The sequence below is a fragment of the Novosphingobium sp. Leaf2 genome (genome assembly GCF_001421325.1).
Lineage (GTDB): Bacteria > Pseudomonadota > Alphaproteobacteria > Sphingomonadales > Sphingomonadaceae > Novosphingobium.
Genome location: NZ_LMJY01000001.1, coordinates 187,242 through 202,274, shown reverse-complemented (window position 1 = coordinate 202,274; position 15,033 = coordinate 187,242). Strand labels below are relative to the sequence as shown.

General features: G+C 63.8%; 25 protein-coding genes. 23 read left to right on the top strand and 2 right to left on the bottom strand.

The features are described from left to right. Nucleotides 1-3 precede the first annotated feature (3 nt). From ASE49_RS01095 to ASE49_RS01070, 7 genes are all read left to right on the top strand, one after another. A complete protein-coding gene (locus tag ASE49_RS01095; protein WP_056767727.1) occupies nucleotides 4-1,158 on the top strand; it encodes a phage tail sheath subtilisin-like domain-containing protein in 1,155 nt (384 codons plus the stop codon). 40 nt (nucleotides 1,159-1,198) lie between these two features. After that, on the top strand, nucleotides 1,199-1,702 hold the full coding sequence (locus ASE49_RS01090; RefSeq protein WP_235522777.1) for a phage major tail tube protein: 504 nt from the start codon (nucleotides 1,199-1,201) through the stop codon (nucleotides 1,700-1,702). 127 nt (nucleotides 1,703-1,829) lie between these two features. Continuing rightward, the gene (locus ASE49_RS01085; RefSeq protein WP_056767721.1) at nucleotides 1,830-2,186 is read left to right on the top strand and encodes a phage tail assembly protein; all 357 of its coding nucleotides are present in this window, start codon (nucleotides 1,830-1,832) and stop codon (nucleotides 2,184-2,186) included. Continuing rightward, nucleotides 2,183-2,323, top strand: a complete 141-nt coding sequence (locus ASE49_RS17560) for a GpE family phage tail protein (protein ID WP_327195740.1) — start codon at nucleotides 2,183-2,185, stop codon at nucleotides 2,321-2,323. Before ASE49_RS01085 ends, ASE49_RS17560 begins: the two co-directional genes overlap by 4 nt. Then, nucleotides 2,320-4,554: a phage tail tape measure protein gene (locus ASE49_RS01080; protein ID WP_056767717.1), complete on the top strand. Its 2,235-nt coding sequence runs from the start codon at nucleotides 2,320-2,322 to the stop codon at nucleotides 4,552-4,554. Before ASE49_RS17560 ends, ASE49_RS01080 begins: the two co-directional genes overlap by 4 nt. Then, a complete protein-coding gene (locus ASE49_RS01075) occupies nucleotides 4,554-4,958 on the top strand; it encodes a phage tail protein (RefSeq protein WP_235522776.1) in 405 nt (134 codons plus the stop codon). The genes ASE49_RS01080 and ASE49_RS01075 overlap by 1 nt, the downstream gene beginning before the upstream one ends. Continuing rightward, entirely contained in the window at nucleotides 4,958-5,953 is a 996-nt protein-coding gene (locus ASE49_RS01070; RefSeq protein WP_056767713.1) for a contractile injection system protein, VgrG/Pvc8 family, read from the top strand. The genes ASE49_RS01075 and ASE49_RS01070 overlap by 1 nt, the downstream gene beginning before the upstream one ends. A gap of 5 nt (nucleotides 5,954-5,958) precedes the next feature. Here the strand turns inward: ASE49_RS01070 and ASE49_RS17555 are convergent, their stop codons facing one another. After that, complete coding sequence (locus ASE49_RS17555; RefSeq protein ID WP_082456233.1) at nucleotides 5,959-6,612, bottom strand: Ltp family lipoprotein; 654 nt, start codon at nucleotides 6,610-6,612, stop codon at nucleotides 5,959-5,961. A gap of 34 nt (nucleotides 6,613-6,646) precedes the next feature. Next, the gene (locus ASE49_RS01065) at nucleotides 6,647-7,306 is read right to left on the bottom strand and encodes an XRE family transcriptional regulator (RefSeq protein WP_056767710.1); all 660 of its coding nucleotides are present in this window, start codon (nucleotides 7,304-7,306) and stop codon (nucleotides 6,647-6,649) included. Between the two features lie 85 nt (nucleotides 7,307-7,391). On the opposite strand from ASE49_RS01065, the gene ASE49_RS01060 reads away from it, so the two are divergent. The 16 genes from ASE49_RS01060 (at nucleotide 7,392) to ASE49_RS00990 (ending at nucleotide 14,585) form a co-directional block, all read left to right on the top strand. Further along, a complete protein-coding gene (locus ASE49_RS01060) occupies nucleotides 7,392-7,736 on the top strand; it encodes a transcriptional regulator (RefSeq protein WP_082456232.1) in 345 nt (114 codons plus the stop codon). Next, nucleotides 7,733-8,194 (top strand): hypothetical protein, encoded by a 462-nt coding sequence (locus ASE49_RS01055; RefSeq protein WP_056767707.1) that lies wholly within the window; start codon nucleotides 7,733-7,735, stop codon nucleotides 8,192-8,194. The genes ASE49_RS01060 and ASE49_RS01055 overlap by 4 nt, the downstream gene beginning before the upstream one ends. Then, a complete protein-coding gene (locus ASE49_RS01050) occupies nucleotides 8,191-8,559 on the top strand; it encodes an ogr/Delta-like zinc finger family protein (protein WP_082456231.1) in 369 nt (122 codons plus the stop codon). The genes ASE49_RS01055 and ASE49_RS01050 overlap by 4 nt, the downstream gene beginning before the upstream one ends. 64 nt (nucleotides 8,560-8,623) lie before the next feature. Then, a complete protein-coding gene (locus ASE49_RS17975) occupies nucleotides 8,624-8,776 on the top strand; it encodes a hypothetical protein (RefSeq protein WP_156370011.1) in 153 nt (50 codons plus the stop codon). Continuing rightward, nucleotides 8,773-11,418, top strand: a complete 2,646-nt coding sequence (locus ASE49_RS01045) for a toprim domain-containing protein (protein ID WP_056767700.1) — start codon at nucleotides 8,773-8,775, stop codon at nucleotides 11,416-11,418. The genes ASE49_RS17975 and ASE49_RS01045 overlap by 4 nt, the downstream gene beginning before the upstream one ends. Continuing rightward, a complete protein-coding gene (locus ASE49_RS01040) occupies nucleotides 11,415-11,933 on the top strand; it encodes a hypothetical protein (RefSeq protein ID WP_056767696.1) in 519 nt (172 codons plus the stop codon). Before ASE49_RS01045 ends, ASE49_RS01040 begins: the two co-directional genes overlap by 4 nt. After that, the gene (locus ASE49_RS01035) at nucleotides 11,933-12,127 is read left to right on the top strand and encodes a hypothetical protein (RefSeq protein ID WP_056767693.1); all 195 of its coding nucleotides are present in this window, start codon (nucleotides 11,933-11,935) and stop codon (nucleotides 12,125-12,127) included. The genes ASE49_RS01040 and ASE49_RS01035 overlap by 1 nt, the downstream gene beginning before the upstream one ends. Before the next feature lie 15 nt (nucleotides 12,128-12,142). Next, nucleotides 12,143-12,361, top strand: coding sequence for a hypothetical protein (locus ASE49_RS01030; protein WP_056767689.1), 219 nt, complete (start codon nucleotides 12,143-12,145; stop codon nucleotides 12,359-12,361). After that, nucleotides 12,358-12,540, top strand: coding sequence for a hypothetical protein (locus ASE49_RS01025; protein ID WP_056767685.1), 183 nt, complete (start codon nucleotides 12,358-12,360; stop codon nucleotides 12,538-12,540). Before ASE49_RS01030 ends, ASE49_RS01025 begins: the two co-directional genes overlap by 4 nt. Next, nucleotides 12,537-12,716 carry a hypothetical protein gene (locus ASE49_RS01020; RefSeq protein ID WP_056767681.1) on the top strand — a complete coding sequence of 60 codons (180 nt, stop codon included), beginning with the start codon at nucleotides 12,537-12,539 and terminating at the stop codon, nucleotides 12,714-12,716. Before ASE49_RS01025 ends, ASE49_RS01020 begins: the two co-directional genes overlap by 4 nt. Next, on the top strand, nucleotides 12,713-13,033 hold the full coding sequence (locus tag ASE49_RS01015) for a LexA family protein (protein WP_162234208.1): 321 nt from the start codon (nucleotides 12,713-12,715) through the stop codon (nucleotides 13,031-13,033). Before ASE49_RS01020 ends, ASE49_RS01015 begins: the two co-directional genes overlap by 4 nt. After that, nucleotides 13,026-13,286 (top strand): hypothetical protein, encoded by a 261-nt coding sequence (locus ASE49_RS01010; RefSeq protein ID WP_156370009.1) that lies wholly within the window; start codon nucleotides 13,026-13,028, stop codon nucleotides 13,284-13,286. Before ASE49_RS01015 ends, ASE49_RS01010 begins: the two co-directional genes overlap by 8 nt. A 27-nt stretch (nucleotides 13,287-13,313) precedes the next feature. Then, nucleotides 13,314-13,565 (top strand): hypothetical protein, encoded by a 252-nt coding sequence (locus ASE49_RS01005; protein WP_162234207.1) that lies wholly within the window; start codon nucleotides 13,314-13,316, stop codon nucleotides 13,563-13,565. Further along, the gene (locus tag ASE49_RS01000; protein ID WP_056767664.1) at nucleotides 13,562-14,083 is read left to right on the top strand and encodes an ASCH domain-containing protein; all 522 of its coding nucleotides are present in this window, start codon (nucleotides 13,562-13,564) and stop codon (nucleotides 14,081-14,083) included. Before ASE49_RS01005 ends, ASE49_RS01000 begins: the two co-directional genes overlap by 4 nt. Then, entirely contained in the window at nucleotides 14,080-14,358 is a 279-nt protein-coding gene (locus ASE49_RS00995) for a hypothetical protein (RefSeq protein ID WP_056767661.1), read from the top strand. Before ASE49_RS01000 ends, ASE49_RS00995 begins: the two co-directional genes overlap by 4 nt. Further along, a complete protein-coding gene (locus tag ASE49_RS00990; protein WP_056767658.1) occupies nucleotides 14,355-14,585 on the top strand; it encodes a hypothetical protein in 231 nt (76 codons plus the stop codon). Before ASE49_RS00995 ends, ASE49_RS00990 begins: the two co-directional genes overlap by 4 nt. Nucleotides 14,586-15,033: the final 448 nt, after the last annotated feature.

Below are 15,033 nucleotides of genomic sequence, written 5' to 3'. Positions count from 1 at the left end.
CCCATGACCCATGGCCTGACCCTTACCGAATCGTCCGACAGCACCGTCATCGCCACCCTCGCCAGTATGGCGAAGATCGGCCTGATCGCCACCAGCAAGCCTGGCGTGGGGGACGATGCCGCCCAGATCAACGCTGCCTTTCCACTCAACACGCCGGTTCTCATCACAAGCGTTGATATCGCTGCGGGTAAGGCGGGCAAGCTGGGCACGCTAAAGCCGGCGCTCGAAGCGATCGGCGATCAGTCCAGCCCCATCATTGTGGTGGTGCGGGTGGAAGAAGGCGCAACTTCGGCGGAAACGGATGCGAACGTCATCGGCGAAACGGACGGCAGCACTTACACCGGCCTGCAGGCCCTGCTCGCTGCGGAAAGTCTGGTGGGCGCTCGCCCTCGCATTATCGGCGCACCGGGGCTCGACACCCAGGCTGTAACCACCGAACTGGTCATCACCGCCAGGAAGCTGCGCGGCTTCGCCTATGCCCGCGCGATCGGCGCCGATATCGCAGCCGCGATCCTGTATCGTGAGAACTTCTCGGCCCGCGAACTGATGCTGATCTGGCCGGACACGAACGCGTGGACCGGCGATGCCGTGGCGCGCGCGCTGGGCCTGCGCGCCCGCATCGATCAGGAGATCGGGTGGCACAAGACCTTGTCCAACGTGCCGATGGACGGTGTGCTGTCGATCACCAAGGATGTGCATTTCGACCTGCTCGACCCGTCTACCGACGCCGGCTTGCTCAACGACGCGCCCGTCACCACGATCATCCGCACCGATGGCTATCGCTTCTGGGGTAACCGCACCACGGCAGGCGAAGAGCAGCCAGACTTCGCGTTCGAAAGCGCGGTGCGCAGCAGTTACGCGCTGCAGGATATCATCGCCACCACGATGCAGCCGTTCGTCGATCAGCCGATCACTGTCGGCCAGATCAAGAACCTGCTGGAAAAGATGAACGCCGCCGCGCGCGCGCTCGTCACCCAGGGGCGGATCGTTGGTGCGAAGTTCTTTTTCGATGCAGCGCGCAACACCTCGGATCAGCTCGCCGCCGGCAAGCCGACCTTCCGGTTCCAGTTCACGCCCTGCGCACCGATGGAAAACCCAACGGTCGATCTGGTCATCACCGATTTCTACTACTCGGATTTCGCAGACCAGCTGGTCTGATCCGCAGCACCCTCTTTCCTGAAAGGATCCGGCCATGGGCATGCCGCGCAAGCTCGTAAACATCAACGCCTACGCCGATGGGCAGGGTTTCCTCGGCGATATCGGGGAATTTGAAGAGCCCAAGCTCGCCATCGCCACCGATGATTGGCGGGGCGGCGGCATGCTGGGCCCGGTCAAGCAGGACATGGGGCTGGAAGCGCAGGAAGCCACGCTCACGATGGGTGGTCACACCGCTGCGCTCATCCGCAAGTTCGGCACCACCGCGATCGATGGCGTGCAGCTGCGCCTTGTCGCTGCCTACCGTGCGGACGATGGCAGCGCCGCCCAGGCGGTGGAAATCTACCTAGGTGGCCGGTTCTCCGAAATCGACCTCGGCAAGGGCAAGCCGGGCGAAGGGACGGAACACAAATACACCGTCCCCGTCGCCTACTACCGCCGCGTCGTCGATGGCGTGGTCGAGGTCGAGATCGACATGCTCAACGGCGTTTTCATCGTCGACGGCATCGATCGCTACGCCGAGATCATGGCGATCCTGCTGAGCTGATCCACTTCGTTGCAGATCCATCGGGCAGTCCTGTTGCGGGGCGCTGCCTGGATGGCTGGCCGGGGAGGATCGCCAATCTTCTCCCCCTCCCCGGCCTTACCCGCCCCGCCCAACTGGAGCCCCGCACATGGCCGATCAATCCGACATTGCCGCCGCCACCGAACCGCGCAACCGCTTCAGCACCGTTACCTTGGGCACGCCCATCGTGCGCGGCAGCACCACGATCGAGCAGCTGACCATCCGCAAGCCCAAGGCCGGCGAGCTGCGCAACCTGACGTTGCAGGACATCATCAGCACCGATGTCACCGCGCTGCTGACCCTGATCCCGCGCATCTCGGAACCGCCGCTGCTGGCCGACGAAGTGAACGATCTTGAGCCGGAAGACCTGTCCGAGATCGGCGGCACCATTCGCGGTTTTTTTATGACGAAGGCGGAGCAAGCCGCGATCGAGGCGCTGATGGCCCAGCATCGGCCAACGACCTGATCGCGGAAATCGCTGCGGTCTTTCACTGGCCGCTGAGCGAACTGGCGGCAATGCCGATCGATGACCTGCTGGACTGGCGTGAACGCGCCATCGCCATCTGGAACCGGATGCACGCCAGCAAGGAGGGCGGATCGTGAGTAGCAAGCTCTCCCTGGTGGTGAACTTCCTCGGCGTGGACAAGATGTCCGGCGCGCTGCGCAACATCGTCGGCCTTGGCCGGCGCGGTTCCACTTCGCTACGCCAGCTAACTGGCGAATCGCGCAAGCTTGAGAGAGAGCTTGCCGGCGTGCGTCGTGCAATCGCGGCCGGCTCAGGCAACATGACCGAGCTGATCAACCGCGAACGTGCGCTCGAACGCTCGATCGCCGGCACCAACCAGCAGCTGGCTCGCCAGCGGCGGTTGCTGGAGATCGCGGCTGATCGTCAGGCGATGCTCAACCGGGGGCAGGAACTGCGGTCGCAGGGCCAGAGCAACGTTATGCAAGGCGCAGCGATGGCAGCGCCGCTGATCCTCGCCGTTAAGGCTGCAGGCGATTTCTCATCCGGCATGGTGGATATCCAACAGAAAACCGGCCTCACAAATCGGCAAACCGATCTTTTCGCCAACAAGATCCTCGCCCTGTCGGCGTCGGCAAAACAGATGCCCGAGGACATGCGCGCCGGGCTGGACGTGCTGCTATCCAAGGGCATGAACCTCGATGCCGCCACCCAGGCTATCGGTCCCGCCGGACGCCTGGCGACCGCGTACAAAGTCGAACTTCCCGACGCGGCGGACTCCGCCTTCGCAGCCATCAGCAACCTCAAGGTCGCCAGCAGCCAGACGGCGCAAATTTTTGATGCCATGGCCGCAGCTGGCAACGCGGGCGGCTTCGAAGTGCGCGACATGGCGCGCTATTTCCCTGCCCTCACGGCGCAGATGCAGGCGCTGGGGGAAAAGGGCATGCCCGCCGTCGCCGATCTTTCCGCTGCACTTCAGGTGGCTATGCACACGGCGGGCGGTGCCGATGAAGCGGGCAACAATATCCAGAACCTGTTGGGCAAGATCAACGCACCCGGCACGATCGCCGCATTCAGGAAGAACTTCGGGATCGACCTGCCTGCCGCGATGAAGAAGTTTACCGATGAAGGCTACAGCTCACTCGAAGCCATATCGCTCATCACCAAAAAGGCGACCGGCGGTGACATGAAGAAGCTGGGCTTCGCGTTCGAAGACCAGCAGGCCCGCATGGGCATCCTCGCGCTGATCCAGAACATGGAGGAATACCGCGATATCCGTCAGCAGGCGATGCGGTCAGGCGGCACGGTGGACAAAGCCTTCGGCCAGCGGGCGGCTCGCGATGCCACCGTCCAATGGCGCACGTTCATGGGCAGCGCCTCCCGCCTGGCGATCGTGCTGGGCACCACGCTGCTGCCGGTGATGACGGACGTGATGGGCAACGTGTCGCATCTGGTCGGCCGATTTGCTGATTGGGCGCAAGCCAACCCTCAGCTGGCCGGTGCCCTCATGAAAAGCGTGGCGGCGCTGATCACATTGAAGATCGGTCTCGGCGCTGCCCAGTTCGCGCTCGGCGGCATTCTCGGGCCGCTCGCGCGCGTTATCCCGTTTTTCCGCAAAGTGGACGGTGTCTCGAAGTTCGGGATCCTGCTGGGTCGCTTTGCCAACATCGGCATCCGTGCTGGCGGCATGTTGAGCCGGGGCTTCGGGATGATCCGCATCGCTGCCATGTTCCTTGCGCGCGGCGTGATGCAGGCGGGCATGATGATGATGGCCAATCCGATCGTGCTGGTCATTACATTGATCGTCGCCGCGCTCGCGGGCGCCGCATACCTGATCTATACCCATTGGGATAAGATCAAGGCCGCGTTCTGGGGCGGCGTCGCATGGGTGAAAAAGACGATCGGCGGCCTGCCCGATTGGCTCAGGAACATCGGCTCGATGATGATGAGCGGCCTGCTGCTGATGATCAACCCGATGGCGCTGGCCAACAAGCTGATCGAAGTGGCGAAGAACGGCGTTGCTGCCTTCAAGAAGTATTTCGGTATCAAGTCGCCGTCCCGCCTGTTCATGGCGATGGGCGGACACCTGACCGCCGGCCTAGAACGCGGCATCGATCGCAACCGGCATGGCCCGGTGCGCGCGATCGGACGGATGGCCAGCGGCGTGGCGGCGGCGGGCGTGATGTCGCTCACCCCAATGCAGTCGGCGGCGCGGCCCGGATCGAACGGCGGCGTGGGCGCTGGTGATACCTACCACCTCCACATCAAGCAGCAGCCGGGCGAAAGCGCGGAAGCATTTGCCGATCGTATCATCGAAACTATTGAGCGCCGCAAAAAGAAGAAGCGCCGCTCAGAATACGAGGATCGCTGATGGCCTCGCTTCCCATGATGTCGCCCGCCCAGCTGCTCACGCTCGGCATGTTCCTGTTCGGGATGGACACTGCCGCCTACGCCGATCTCCAGCGCAGCCAGGCTTGGCGCCATGAAGGCACCGATCGCCACATGGCCCGGCCAGCCACGCAGTTCGTCGGCCCCGGCGAAGATACCATCACGCTCGCCGGTGTCTTGGTGCCCGAAATCGCGGGCAGCTACAGCGCGCTCGATCGCCTGGTGGAAATGGCGGACACAGGCGGCAACTGGCCGCTGGTGGATGGCACCGGGCGGGTGCTGGGCCATTTTCGGATTGACCAGCTGGATACCGGCCATCGCATGGTGCTGGCCGGCGGGATCCCGCGCGCCGTGGAATTCCAGATCAAACTGACGCGGGTGGACTGATGGCGGACGCGAACATCGCCGGCCTTCGCCTTACGCTCGATGGCGTGGATCTGGCGGACAGGATCAACCCCCGGTTTGTCGAACTGTCGCTGTCCGAAAAGCGCGGCGGCGAGGCGGACGAACTGTCCCTCACCTTGCAGAACGCGGACGGCAAGCTGGAGATGCCCGAACCCGGCAAGGTCATCGCGCTGGCGCTGGGCTGGACGTCCGGCGCCGACGTGCCGCTTGGCCTGGTCGACAAGGGCCGCTTCACCGTGGACGAAGTGGAGATGACCGGCCCGCCCGATCAGATCCAGATCACTGCCCGCTCGGCAGACCTGAACGGCGATTATCGCAAGCGGCGCACGCAGGTGTGGCAGGACACCACCGTGGGCGCGATCCTTGAAACCGTCGCCGGGCGCAATGGCATCACCGCGCAGGTGCATCCCGATCTGGCCGGCAAGCCCGTCGCCACGCTTGATCAGCAGGGCAAAAGCGACATGGCCTTGGTCAAGGACCTGGGCAGCCGTTATGATGCGGTCGCCACATGGAAGGACCGCCAGCTGATTTTCATGCCGGTGGGCAGCGCCACCACCGCCAGCGGCAAGGCACTGGCCGCGATCACCCTGACTAAGCGCGATGGCTGGTCCTGGCGCTTCACCCGCGCCCAGCGCGACGATTACGATGGCGCGGAAGCAACCTGGCACGATCAGGACAGCGGAGAGCGCAAGACGGTCTCCACCGGCGGGAAAAAGGCCAAGCGCCTGAAACGCAGCTACCCCAGCGAGGCGGACGCGAAACAGGCGACCGAAGCGGAAGCAGCCAAGCGCCAGCGCGGGGCCTATCAGTTCGAATACGAACTGGCCGTGGCCGATCCGCGCCTGCAGAACAACCTGCCGGTCACCCTGTCAGGATGGAACAGCAGGATCGATGCGATCAAGTGGCTGGTGGTCTCGATCGACACCACCCACGGCAGCGCCGGGCTCAAGCAGCGGATTTCGCTGGAGAGCGCTTGATACGCTCAACAGGCCCCGGCTTGCTGCGCACCGTAAGTTGCCTGGCTCTTGGTGAATTGCGCCCCATGGTCTGATGACAGTTGTTGAATTAACCCGCTGCAGGAAAAGCCCGACATTTCGAGGTATGACCTCGCAGACTTTTCAGCTTGCTGGTTCCAGTCAACATTTAGACTATCAACTGCGACGGTCGCATCAGATACATCGAACCCGGCGCCATACTCTGACGAGAGCTGGTGAATGAGGCCATCGCGCGAAAAAGCGCCCGTATCGAGATACTCTGCTGCGGATCTGGCGGCATTGTTCTGCGGACCGGTCAGGCTGTTAGCTGGCGCTTCGACTTTAGCGCTTGCGGCTTCTGACTTCCCTGTTGGGTATCGCGCTGCCTTCAGCTCAGCTGTAAGATTGGCGTCATCGGCCTCAGTAAGGTTTTCAGATTTACCCGAACAATAAGTCACGGCGCAGAGCAGCACGATCAACAAAATGCAGCCGCCCAGAATATTCTGCCAGTGCTCCTTTTTTCGGTTTGCAACTTCCTCGCGGGTAAATTCCGTACGGCAATACGGGCATATCTCGGCACTGATAGAGATAGGCTCCTTGCATCGCGGACATGCGATTTCGTTCGACCTCGGCTTTTTAGGCAACAAACTTCCCCCGTTCATCGAACCTGCCGAACGCTGCCCACGTCCCGCCGGTTCACATCTTCCTGACGATCGCCACCACACGGCCAATCACGTGCATTTCACCGTCATACGCAACGGCGTTTGGCACGTGCGGATTGTCGGACAGCATCTCCACCCCGCCGTTCGGCAGGGGTCGCAGACGCTTGATGGAGCCGAAACCGGCGTAGCTGATCGCCCAGATTTTATCGGCAAGCTTGATGGATGTCTGCGAGCAGTCGACCAGCAGCAGGTCCTGATCGCGCATCGTCGGCTCCATGGAATCGCCCATGCCCTGGGCGAAGAACAGCTGGTCCGGGGCGGCGCGGGTGTAAAGGCGCAGGAACTCGATAGGAAAATGCCGGACGTTTTCCGTCACCGGCACATCCAGAAACGTGGCTCCCATCCCGAAATTCAGATCCAGCTCCCGCACAGGCACCAGCCCCAGCTCTGCCGCGATCAGTTCCGTAGAGGGAACCGGGACATATCCTTCGCTGGCATCGTCAGTTTCGCCGGAAAGATAAGCCGGGGTCGTTTCAAGCACCGCTGCGATCTTGTGGAGATGAGATGATCCCCCCGCCCCGCGCTTGATGAGATGATTGATACTGGGCTGTGACACTCCCACGCGCCGCGCCAATTCGGCCTGCGACAGGCATTTTGCTTCAAGCCGTTCTTTGATCCGTGCGCCGAGCGTCATCGCACTCGACCCTATAACCATTGGAATAGGATGATAGTTCAATTTATCTATTGCCTAGGGAATAGACGTTGTTATAGATGCGCCTATGTCCAGCGCACCAACCCCCTACGAAGCCCTTTCGGAAGCCGTTGAAATCGCGGGATCGCAATCCGCGCTCGCGCGGATTTGCGGTGTCGGTCAGCCCGCCGTCTGGAAGTGGGTGCAAAGCTCCAAGCGCATCCCCGCCGAATATGTGTTGCGCGTGGAAGCCGCGACCGGCGTTTCTCGTCATCATTTGCGCCCCGATATCTACCCTGTCGAAATGCCCGAGGCGTCCTCACGCTGGTCCGGCGTCGATCACTGCGCCGGTTCGCGTCGCAACGGGATAGACGGGCGGGCAGCACCGGTCGCGGTCAATCGCCGCCAGATTTTGAACGGAGCGCGGGCGTGACCAAGGTGCGCGAACCCCTCACATACGAATGGACCTTGACCCGGATTGCCGCGCGCATCGGGTGGGATCGCTGCGCCGCCATCTGCGGTGTTACCTCCGAACGCACGGTTCGATACTGGTCCGACCCGGACTGCGAAAAGGAAATCCGGCTGATCGATGCCGAGCGCCTTGATCGCGCCTTCATGGACCACGGCGGCGATCATGCCCCGTTCCACCGGCTCCACGCCCTGCGCCTGGACATTGCCGGGCGTGACGGTGCGGATCACAGCCTGGCCGCTGTCGCGGGCAAGGTGGCCAAGGAAGGCGGCGAGGCGGTAGCAGCGTTGATCACCGCCAGCAGCTCGTCCGACGCGCGCCTGCGCCGCCGTGCCCGGCAGGAAGTCCACGAAGCGATTGAAAGCCTCACCGATGGCCTGGCCGCGCTGGACAAGAAGGAAGCGGAGGGACAACGGCAATGAGTGGTGAAGGAATACTGCGCGGCGGTCCATTGATCCACGCCCCGCTTGATTTTCGCCTGCGGTCCGGCGGCGCGCTGTCAAAGGATAGCGCGCTGATCACCTGCCCAAAGTGCGAAGCGCCGGCTTTCATCCGCCGCAGCACCCGCGTGACGGTGACGGTCAAGCACTTGCACGCGCACTGCACCAACACCGGCTGCGGGCACACGTTCATGTCCGAGATCGTGTTCGTGCACAGCTTCAACCCCGGCCTGATCGACCGGCCTGACCTGAACCTGCCGCAATGCCCGGCAGATCAGATACCCCACGTCCTGCCGCCTAAACGCGATGGGCCAGACGATCAGATGAGCATGTTCGCCCCGGCCTGACGGCCACCGGACCACCACACACTACCGAAATTCAAACGGCTGCGCTGCAGCCGAGGGGGAAGCTTTGCCTGCCAACATCATCCCGCGCGCCGCAGTCGAGCGCATCACCATCTACCACGGCTCCCTTAACCGGCGGGCAAAGGGCCTGCGGTTCTGGTTTGCTTGGCTCGGCTTTGATCTCGATATCACCTGCACCCGCGAGGTCGCCGACCGGTGAACCTGCAGGACGAAATCATAAAGGGCCTGACGGCCCGCTTTAAATTCAAGAAGACCGGCGGGGAATGGCTGCAGGAGGGCGTGTGCCCGGAGTGCCGGAAACCCTCGGTTTTCTGCGCCGCCAAAGAACCCAAGATCGTTCGGTGCGGCAAAGGCAAGTGCCAGTGGGAAGATAGCGTCCGCAACCTGCTGCCGGAATTGTTCGAAGACTGGTCGAAGCGCCATCCCCGCACCGACGAAAACCCGCACGCCTCCGCCGACGCCTACCTGCTCAATGAGCGCGGGCTCGATCTCCAGTTGCTGCGCGGTGCCTACACGCAGGAGGTCTATCAGGACCGCAAGACGCGCGAAACCAGCGCCACTGTCCGCTTCCCGGTCGGCCCAACCTACTGGGAACGCATCATCGACAAGCCGGGGCGGTTCGAAAAGAAGGCCCACTTCGCGGCCGGCGGCAAGCCCGGTGGCCATTGCTGGATCCCGCCCAAGATCTCGCTCGAGGATCTCGCGCGCGCCGATGACATCTGGATCACCGAAGGCATCTTCAACGCCGCCGCGCTCCACCAGGGCGCGCACCTGATCGCCGTCTCGGCGATGTCATGCAACTTCTGGCCCGAACACTTCCTTGCGATGCTCCGGGGCGGCTTGCAGGGCATCCAGCGCGCCACCCGCCCCCGCCTCGTCTTTGCATTCGATCCGGGCGAAGCCGGCGTCAGCTGGTCGCGCCGGTTCGTCAGGCAGGCCAGGGCCGAAGGCTGGGATGCCACCGCCGCCCAGGTGCGCCCCGATGGCGAAGGCACCACGAAGGACTGGAACGACCTTCTCCTCGATCATCTCGAATGGCGCGGTGACAGGGATCGTGCCCCTCTGGGGCCGGACGCCATCGAAACCTACTTGTGGAACGGCGCTGTCACCATCGCCGCATCGCCGCGCGAAAAGGCGAAGATGCTGCACGAGCGCCGCAAGCTGGCCTCGTTCGACTTCCGCCACGGCAACAGCCTGTGGTGGTGCAAGGTCAGCTACGACGACGACGAGAAGCGCAATCTCATGATCGAGGAGATCGCGAACTGCGCTTTCAAGCTGCTCTATCGTGAGCGGGACGAGATCGCGGACGAAACCAACTACTTCCTGCAGGTCGATTTTCCCGGCGCCGAACCCACCGTCAAGGCGCGCTTTTCGTCCTCGGCATGCGCGAACTCGGGCGAATTCAAAAAGCGCCTCATGGCATTCGCCGGCACGTGGACGGGTAGCGGCGAGCAGCTGGACCGGCTGATCCGCAATCAGACGCGCGGCCTCAAGGTGGTCGAGCCTGTGCCATTCACCGGGTATTCCGCCCCGCACCGCGCGTGGCTGCTCGGCGATATCGCGGTGCGCGATGGTCGCCTGGTCGATCTCAATCAGGAAAAGTATTTCGACTTCGGCAAGCAGGCTGTGAAGCTGCGCAGCGCGGAGCGCCTGCTCGAAATTCACTACGACGCGGACAAGATCGGCTTCGATTGGGTGTCCGTGCTGTGGACGGCTTACGGCCCCAAGGGGCTGGTCGCCCTGGCATTCTTCACCATGTCGTTCTTCGCGGTGCAGATCCGCGAAAAGCACAAGTCGCTCGGCTTCCTCGAAATCACCGGCCTGCCCGGCTCGGGCAAGTCCACCCTTATCGAGTTCCTGTGGAAGCTGGCGGGACGCGCCGGATACGAAGGGTTCGACCCTAACAAGGGCACCGTCGCATTCCTCGCGCGCAGCCTGATGAAGGTATCCAATCTCCCGGTCGGCCTGATCGAGGGTGGCCGCGATGACGACAAGCGGGGCGGCTACAAGCAGTTCGACTATAACGAGCTGCTGGTCCTCTACAACGGGCGCTCGCCGCGCGGCACCGGCCAGAAAAGCGGCGGCTACGAAACCAATGAGCCGCCCTTTCTCGGCTCGATATACCTCATGCAGAACGAGCGGATCGACGCGATCCCCGCGGTGCTTGAGCGCCTCATGTCGATGGACATCGACAAGTCGCGGTTTTCCCCGGCGACCAAGGCGGCAGCGGTGAAGCTGGAAGGCTGGCCGATCGAAGAGCTGTCGGGGACCATCGTCCACGTCATCCGCAGCGAGGCGAAATACCTCCCCTTCTATTTCGAGCGGTTCGCCCACCATGATCAGGACATGCCTCGGCGGGTGGACGGGCTGCACAACACGCGCCCGATCAAATGCCACAGCCAGCTCGCCGCCGGGGTGGAGGCGCTGGAAGCGCTGTTTCCCTCGATCCGGCCCGAGTGGATCGAAGAAACGCTCAGGCTGGTCGATGGAATGGCGCTCGATCGCCAGAATTCATGCGGCGGTGACCACCCCGTCGTCTCCGATTTCTGGGACAAGGTTCAATATCTGGTCGAGCGCGAGAAGCCGGACGATCACGCCAACGGCACCTCGGTCAACCAGCACCGCGATCGGGAAACCCAGATCGCGGTAAACTTGGTCGACTTCGAAGCCCGCTGCCGCAACGCCGGCATCGCGCCGCCGAACATGGACCAGCTCAAGAAGCTGCTGCGCAATTCCAAATCCCGCAAATGGCTGGCGACAAAGAACGTCAACAACCCGGCAGGGCGCGTCATGTCGTGCTGGGTCTTCGAACAACCCAAGAAGGCGGAGCGGATCATATGAACCGCCCCCGCTTCATGGAACGCTTCGCCAAGGGCATCTGGCGCGGTCTCAACGTGCAGGACCCGCCGTGGGCCGCTGGGGATTATCCCGACCTGCTCGCAATGGCTGAGGGCATGCTGGCATCGCGCCAGCGCCGGTTCCCCGAATTGGTGCGCGCCGGCACGATGGAACAGGCCACCGCCGATGCCCAGCTGGCTGCGTATGCCGCGATCGTCGCCGATTGGACGTGGATCGTCAGCGGCCAGGGCGAACGCGCCCACCTCGCCACGCTTGATGCCCGCAAGGCCGCGCTGGACGCCAGCATCGACACCATCGCCGAGATCGCCAGCGAACATGGCGGCTTCTCGCTCGCGCTCGCCCTGCAGGCCCAGCATGTCATCGCCTTGCGCTGGCACCTCGAGCCCGAGAGCGACGTCCACTTCTACGCCGCCATCACCCACCAAATCCGCGCCGATCTGGCGCGCAAGAGCGCCGAGGCCAGCACGGCCCCGGCGCAGCTGAGGAGCGCTGCCTGATGTCCAAGCCTCGTATCCACGCCGCCTATTGCCGCTGCGCGCAATGCGCACCGCGCCATCCCGCTGCCACCGACATTTCGCCTGCGCTGACAGCCGGCCTGCTCACCTTCGCGATCGCGGCGGGAATGGCCCTGCTCGCCTGGGCGGGATCGTGCCTGACCGAGCAGCTGTCCACCTGGTCCTCTTCCCTCTGATGCCGGACGTTTGCCATGCCCACAACGAACCCACAGACCACCGCCGCGAAAGCGCGCGCCGCCATGCGCAGGCCGATCCCGTTCACGTTCCAATGCACGGCCTGCGAAGTGGTGGAACACCGCCCTACCCCGACCCTGCCGACAGGATGGGAGATCGAGAAGGTCGGCGCGGACATCTATGCATTCTGCGCCGGCTGCGCGATCGACCTGCCGTCGCGGGAACCGCTCCAGTGACCCGGCAAGGCAACGTAATTGTCCTTGAGCGGGACCACGAACTGGACTCGCTGCAACGGCGCGTCGCACTGCTGGCCGGCTTCTATCAACGCCGCCTCCTGCCAACCCTGACCGGCGCCGCCGTGATGCTCGGCACCGTGGTGATTGTTGCCCAGCTCGCGAAGTGGATCGCCCCATGATGGTATCCACCCGCGTCCAGCGCGAAGCCCGCGACGCCGTGATCGCCGCGCGGTTCAAGAACGGGCCGGCCCCGGCAAATCCTTACCGCGAGGAAAGCCGGTCACACATCTGGTGGAACATGGGCCGGCGCAAGGCCGAGATCGCCGCTGCGGAACTGCTTCGGGTCGGCGCGTGAGAATGTCGCCCACCCCCCACCAGCTCGCGCTCTTGCGTTACGTGCATGGCTATCAGCTTGCCCATGGCGGCGCGTCGCCTTCGTACAGCCGCTGCGCGCACGCTCTGGGCATCAAATCCAAGTCGGGTGTGCACCGCCTCCTGCACGGATTGGTGGAGCGCGGGCTCGTGCGCGTGCGCCCCGGCCACCTCGGCGGCATCGAAATTCTGGAGCCGCCAGTCATCCCCACCATCGACGGCGCACCGCTTTACGCCGTGCCTCTGCCCGCGATCGAGCGGCCACCATTCCACCCCGGCAAGGAGAATGCCCGTGCCTAAAGCCCACCTCTGCGATGTTCCCGGCTGCAACACCACGCGCAAACGCTGGCAGCGCCTGTGCGAAAAGCACTTCGCGGCGCTGCCCGGCGACATCCGCACCGGAATCATCGGTGCCCACGCAGCCGGCCGCAAGGCGGACCACCGCCGCGAATGCCGCCGTGCCGCAGCACACCTGTCCGCCGCTGCGGGCCAGGCGACCGTCACGCCCGAGCGCGCCTTCGAACTCAGCCAGCGCCTGCTGGGCGAGCGCTGATCCTTCCCTGCAGGAGTACCCCGCAAAATGTCACATGCACCGATTGATCCACGCCACCGGGCCAACATGAACATGCTTGCCGCCGCCATCGACGAAACACTCAACGGCAAGGCAAAGCCCAAAACCCTCGCCTTCGTCATGTTGGTCGCCGAGTTCGGCCAGATCGACAATGGCCGCGTCAACTACATTTCCAACGGCACGCGCGCCGACATGATTGCGATGATGAAGGAATTCATTGCACGCGCAGAGGGCCGTTACGCTGAAGGCGGCAACGCATGAAAGCGCTCACCATCTGGCAACCGTGGGCCTCGCTGATCGTCGCGGGCGCCAAGCCCTACGAATTCCGGGGCTGGCGCACGCCGCGCGCGTTGATCGGCCAGCGCATCGTCATCCACGCCGCATCGCGCAAGATCGACGAGCGGGAAGCGGCGGACCTGTTCGTCACCCTGCGAGACCGTGGACAGAGCGAGGTCAACAGTCTCGATGCGGCGGCGACGTGCCTCATCGCCGAAATGGCGCTTCCGATCCTTGCGAGGGCATGGTCGCCCGGCAGCGAAAGCCCGCTGCCGATCGCTGCCGGCATCGGCACCGCGGTCATCGGCGAACCGCGTAACGGCCTTGAGATCGCCGAGGAATTCGGCGTCCCCCGCGCCAATGACGGTGATCGTGACCAGCACGCAAATTGGGGCTGGCCGATGCTCGATGTCGAGCGGTGGGACGTGCCGATCGCGATGAAGGGCAAACAGGGCTTCTGGAATTGGCCCACCCCCGACGATCTGCTCGGAGGTGCCCTGTGATCGAACCAATCACCCCGGCCGACGAAGCCGTGGCGGATTTTCTGGCGAGCCTCGAAACCGTGAAAGCCCGCCGCGCCAGGGGCGAGCCTGCACTGACGTCGCGTCCGTTCGATGGTGCCCGCCTGGCCAACGCCTTCCGCGCAAAGCCGCGCCCGCCCGAACCCGCCCCGCCGACCCGTCGCGCCAGCAGCGCAGCCCCCTGCCGCCACTGCGCCGCGCGCGGCGACATCGGCTGCAACCACTTCCTTCCTTTTCTTGGAGTGCCGCGATCATGACGATTGAACACCTGACTGCCGGGAGCTTGATCGAACTCGCGCGCGCGGCCCGCACGGTGCCGGTCACTTCAGATGACCGCATCGAATTTGGTCGTGCGCTCATTTTGCAGGGATACGCCCCCGCGCCTGCCGCTCGAATGTCCGCTGTGGAGATCCTCGACAACGATGGTGCGCTGCAGATGCTCGCTCGCCACCGAATTCGTTTCAGCTCGCAGGTGCGCCAATGACTGCACTCCTGCCGCTTGCCGTCTGGGTTCCGATCCTTGATGGCGATCGAACAGCCGCCCTAATCTACGATCAGCATTACGCTAGTGAGCGCAGCCGCGCGAGACGTAGGGACAGAGGCACGCTTTTGATTCTCGGCCCCGGTCAGAAACTGTTGCTCTCCACACCATGCCGACGCGCCCTCTTCGCGTGGCGAAAGTTCATCGATGACGGAGGGCAGGACGGCGTCAACTGCGCTGTGTTCGCCAATCTTGGAGCCGGCCTATCTAGCGATTTGATCCAGGCTGCTGATGAGATCGCCGATCGACGTTGGCCTGGAGAGCGGCACTACACCTATGTCGACCCGCGCCATGTTAGCGCGAACCCCGGGTTCTGCTTCAAGATGGCTGGCTGGCGATTTTGCGGGCGGAGCTCGCGGCGAGGCCTCCACATACTAGAGCGCGCCAGATG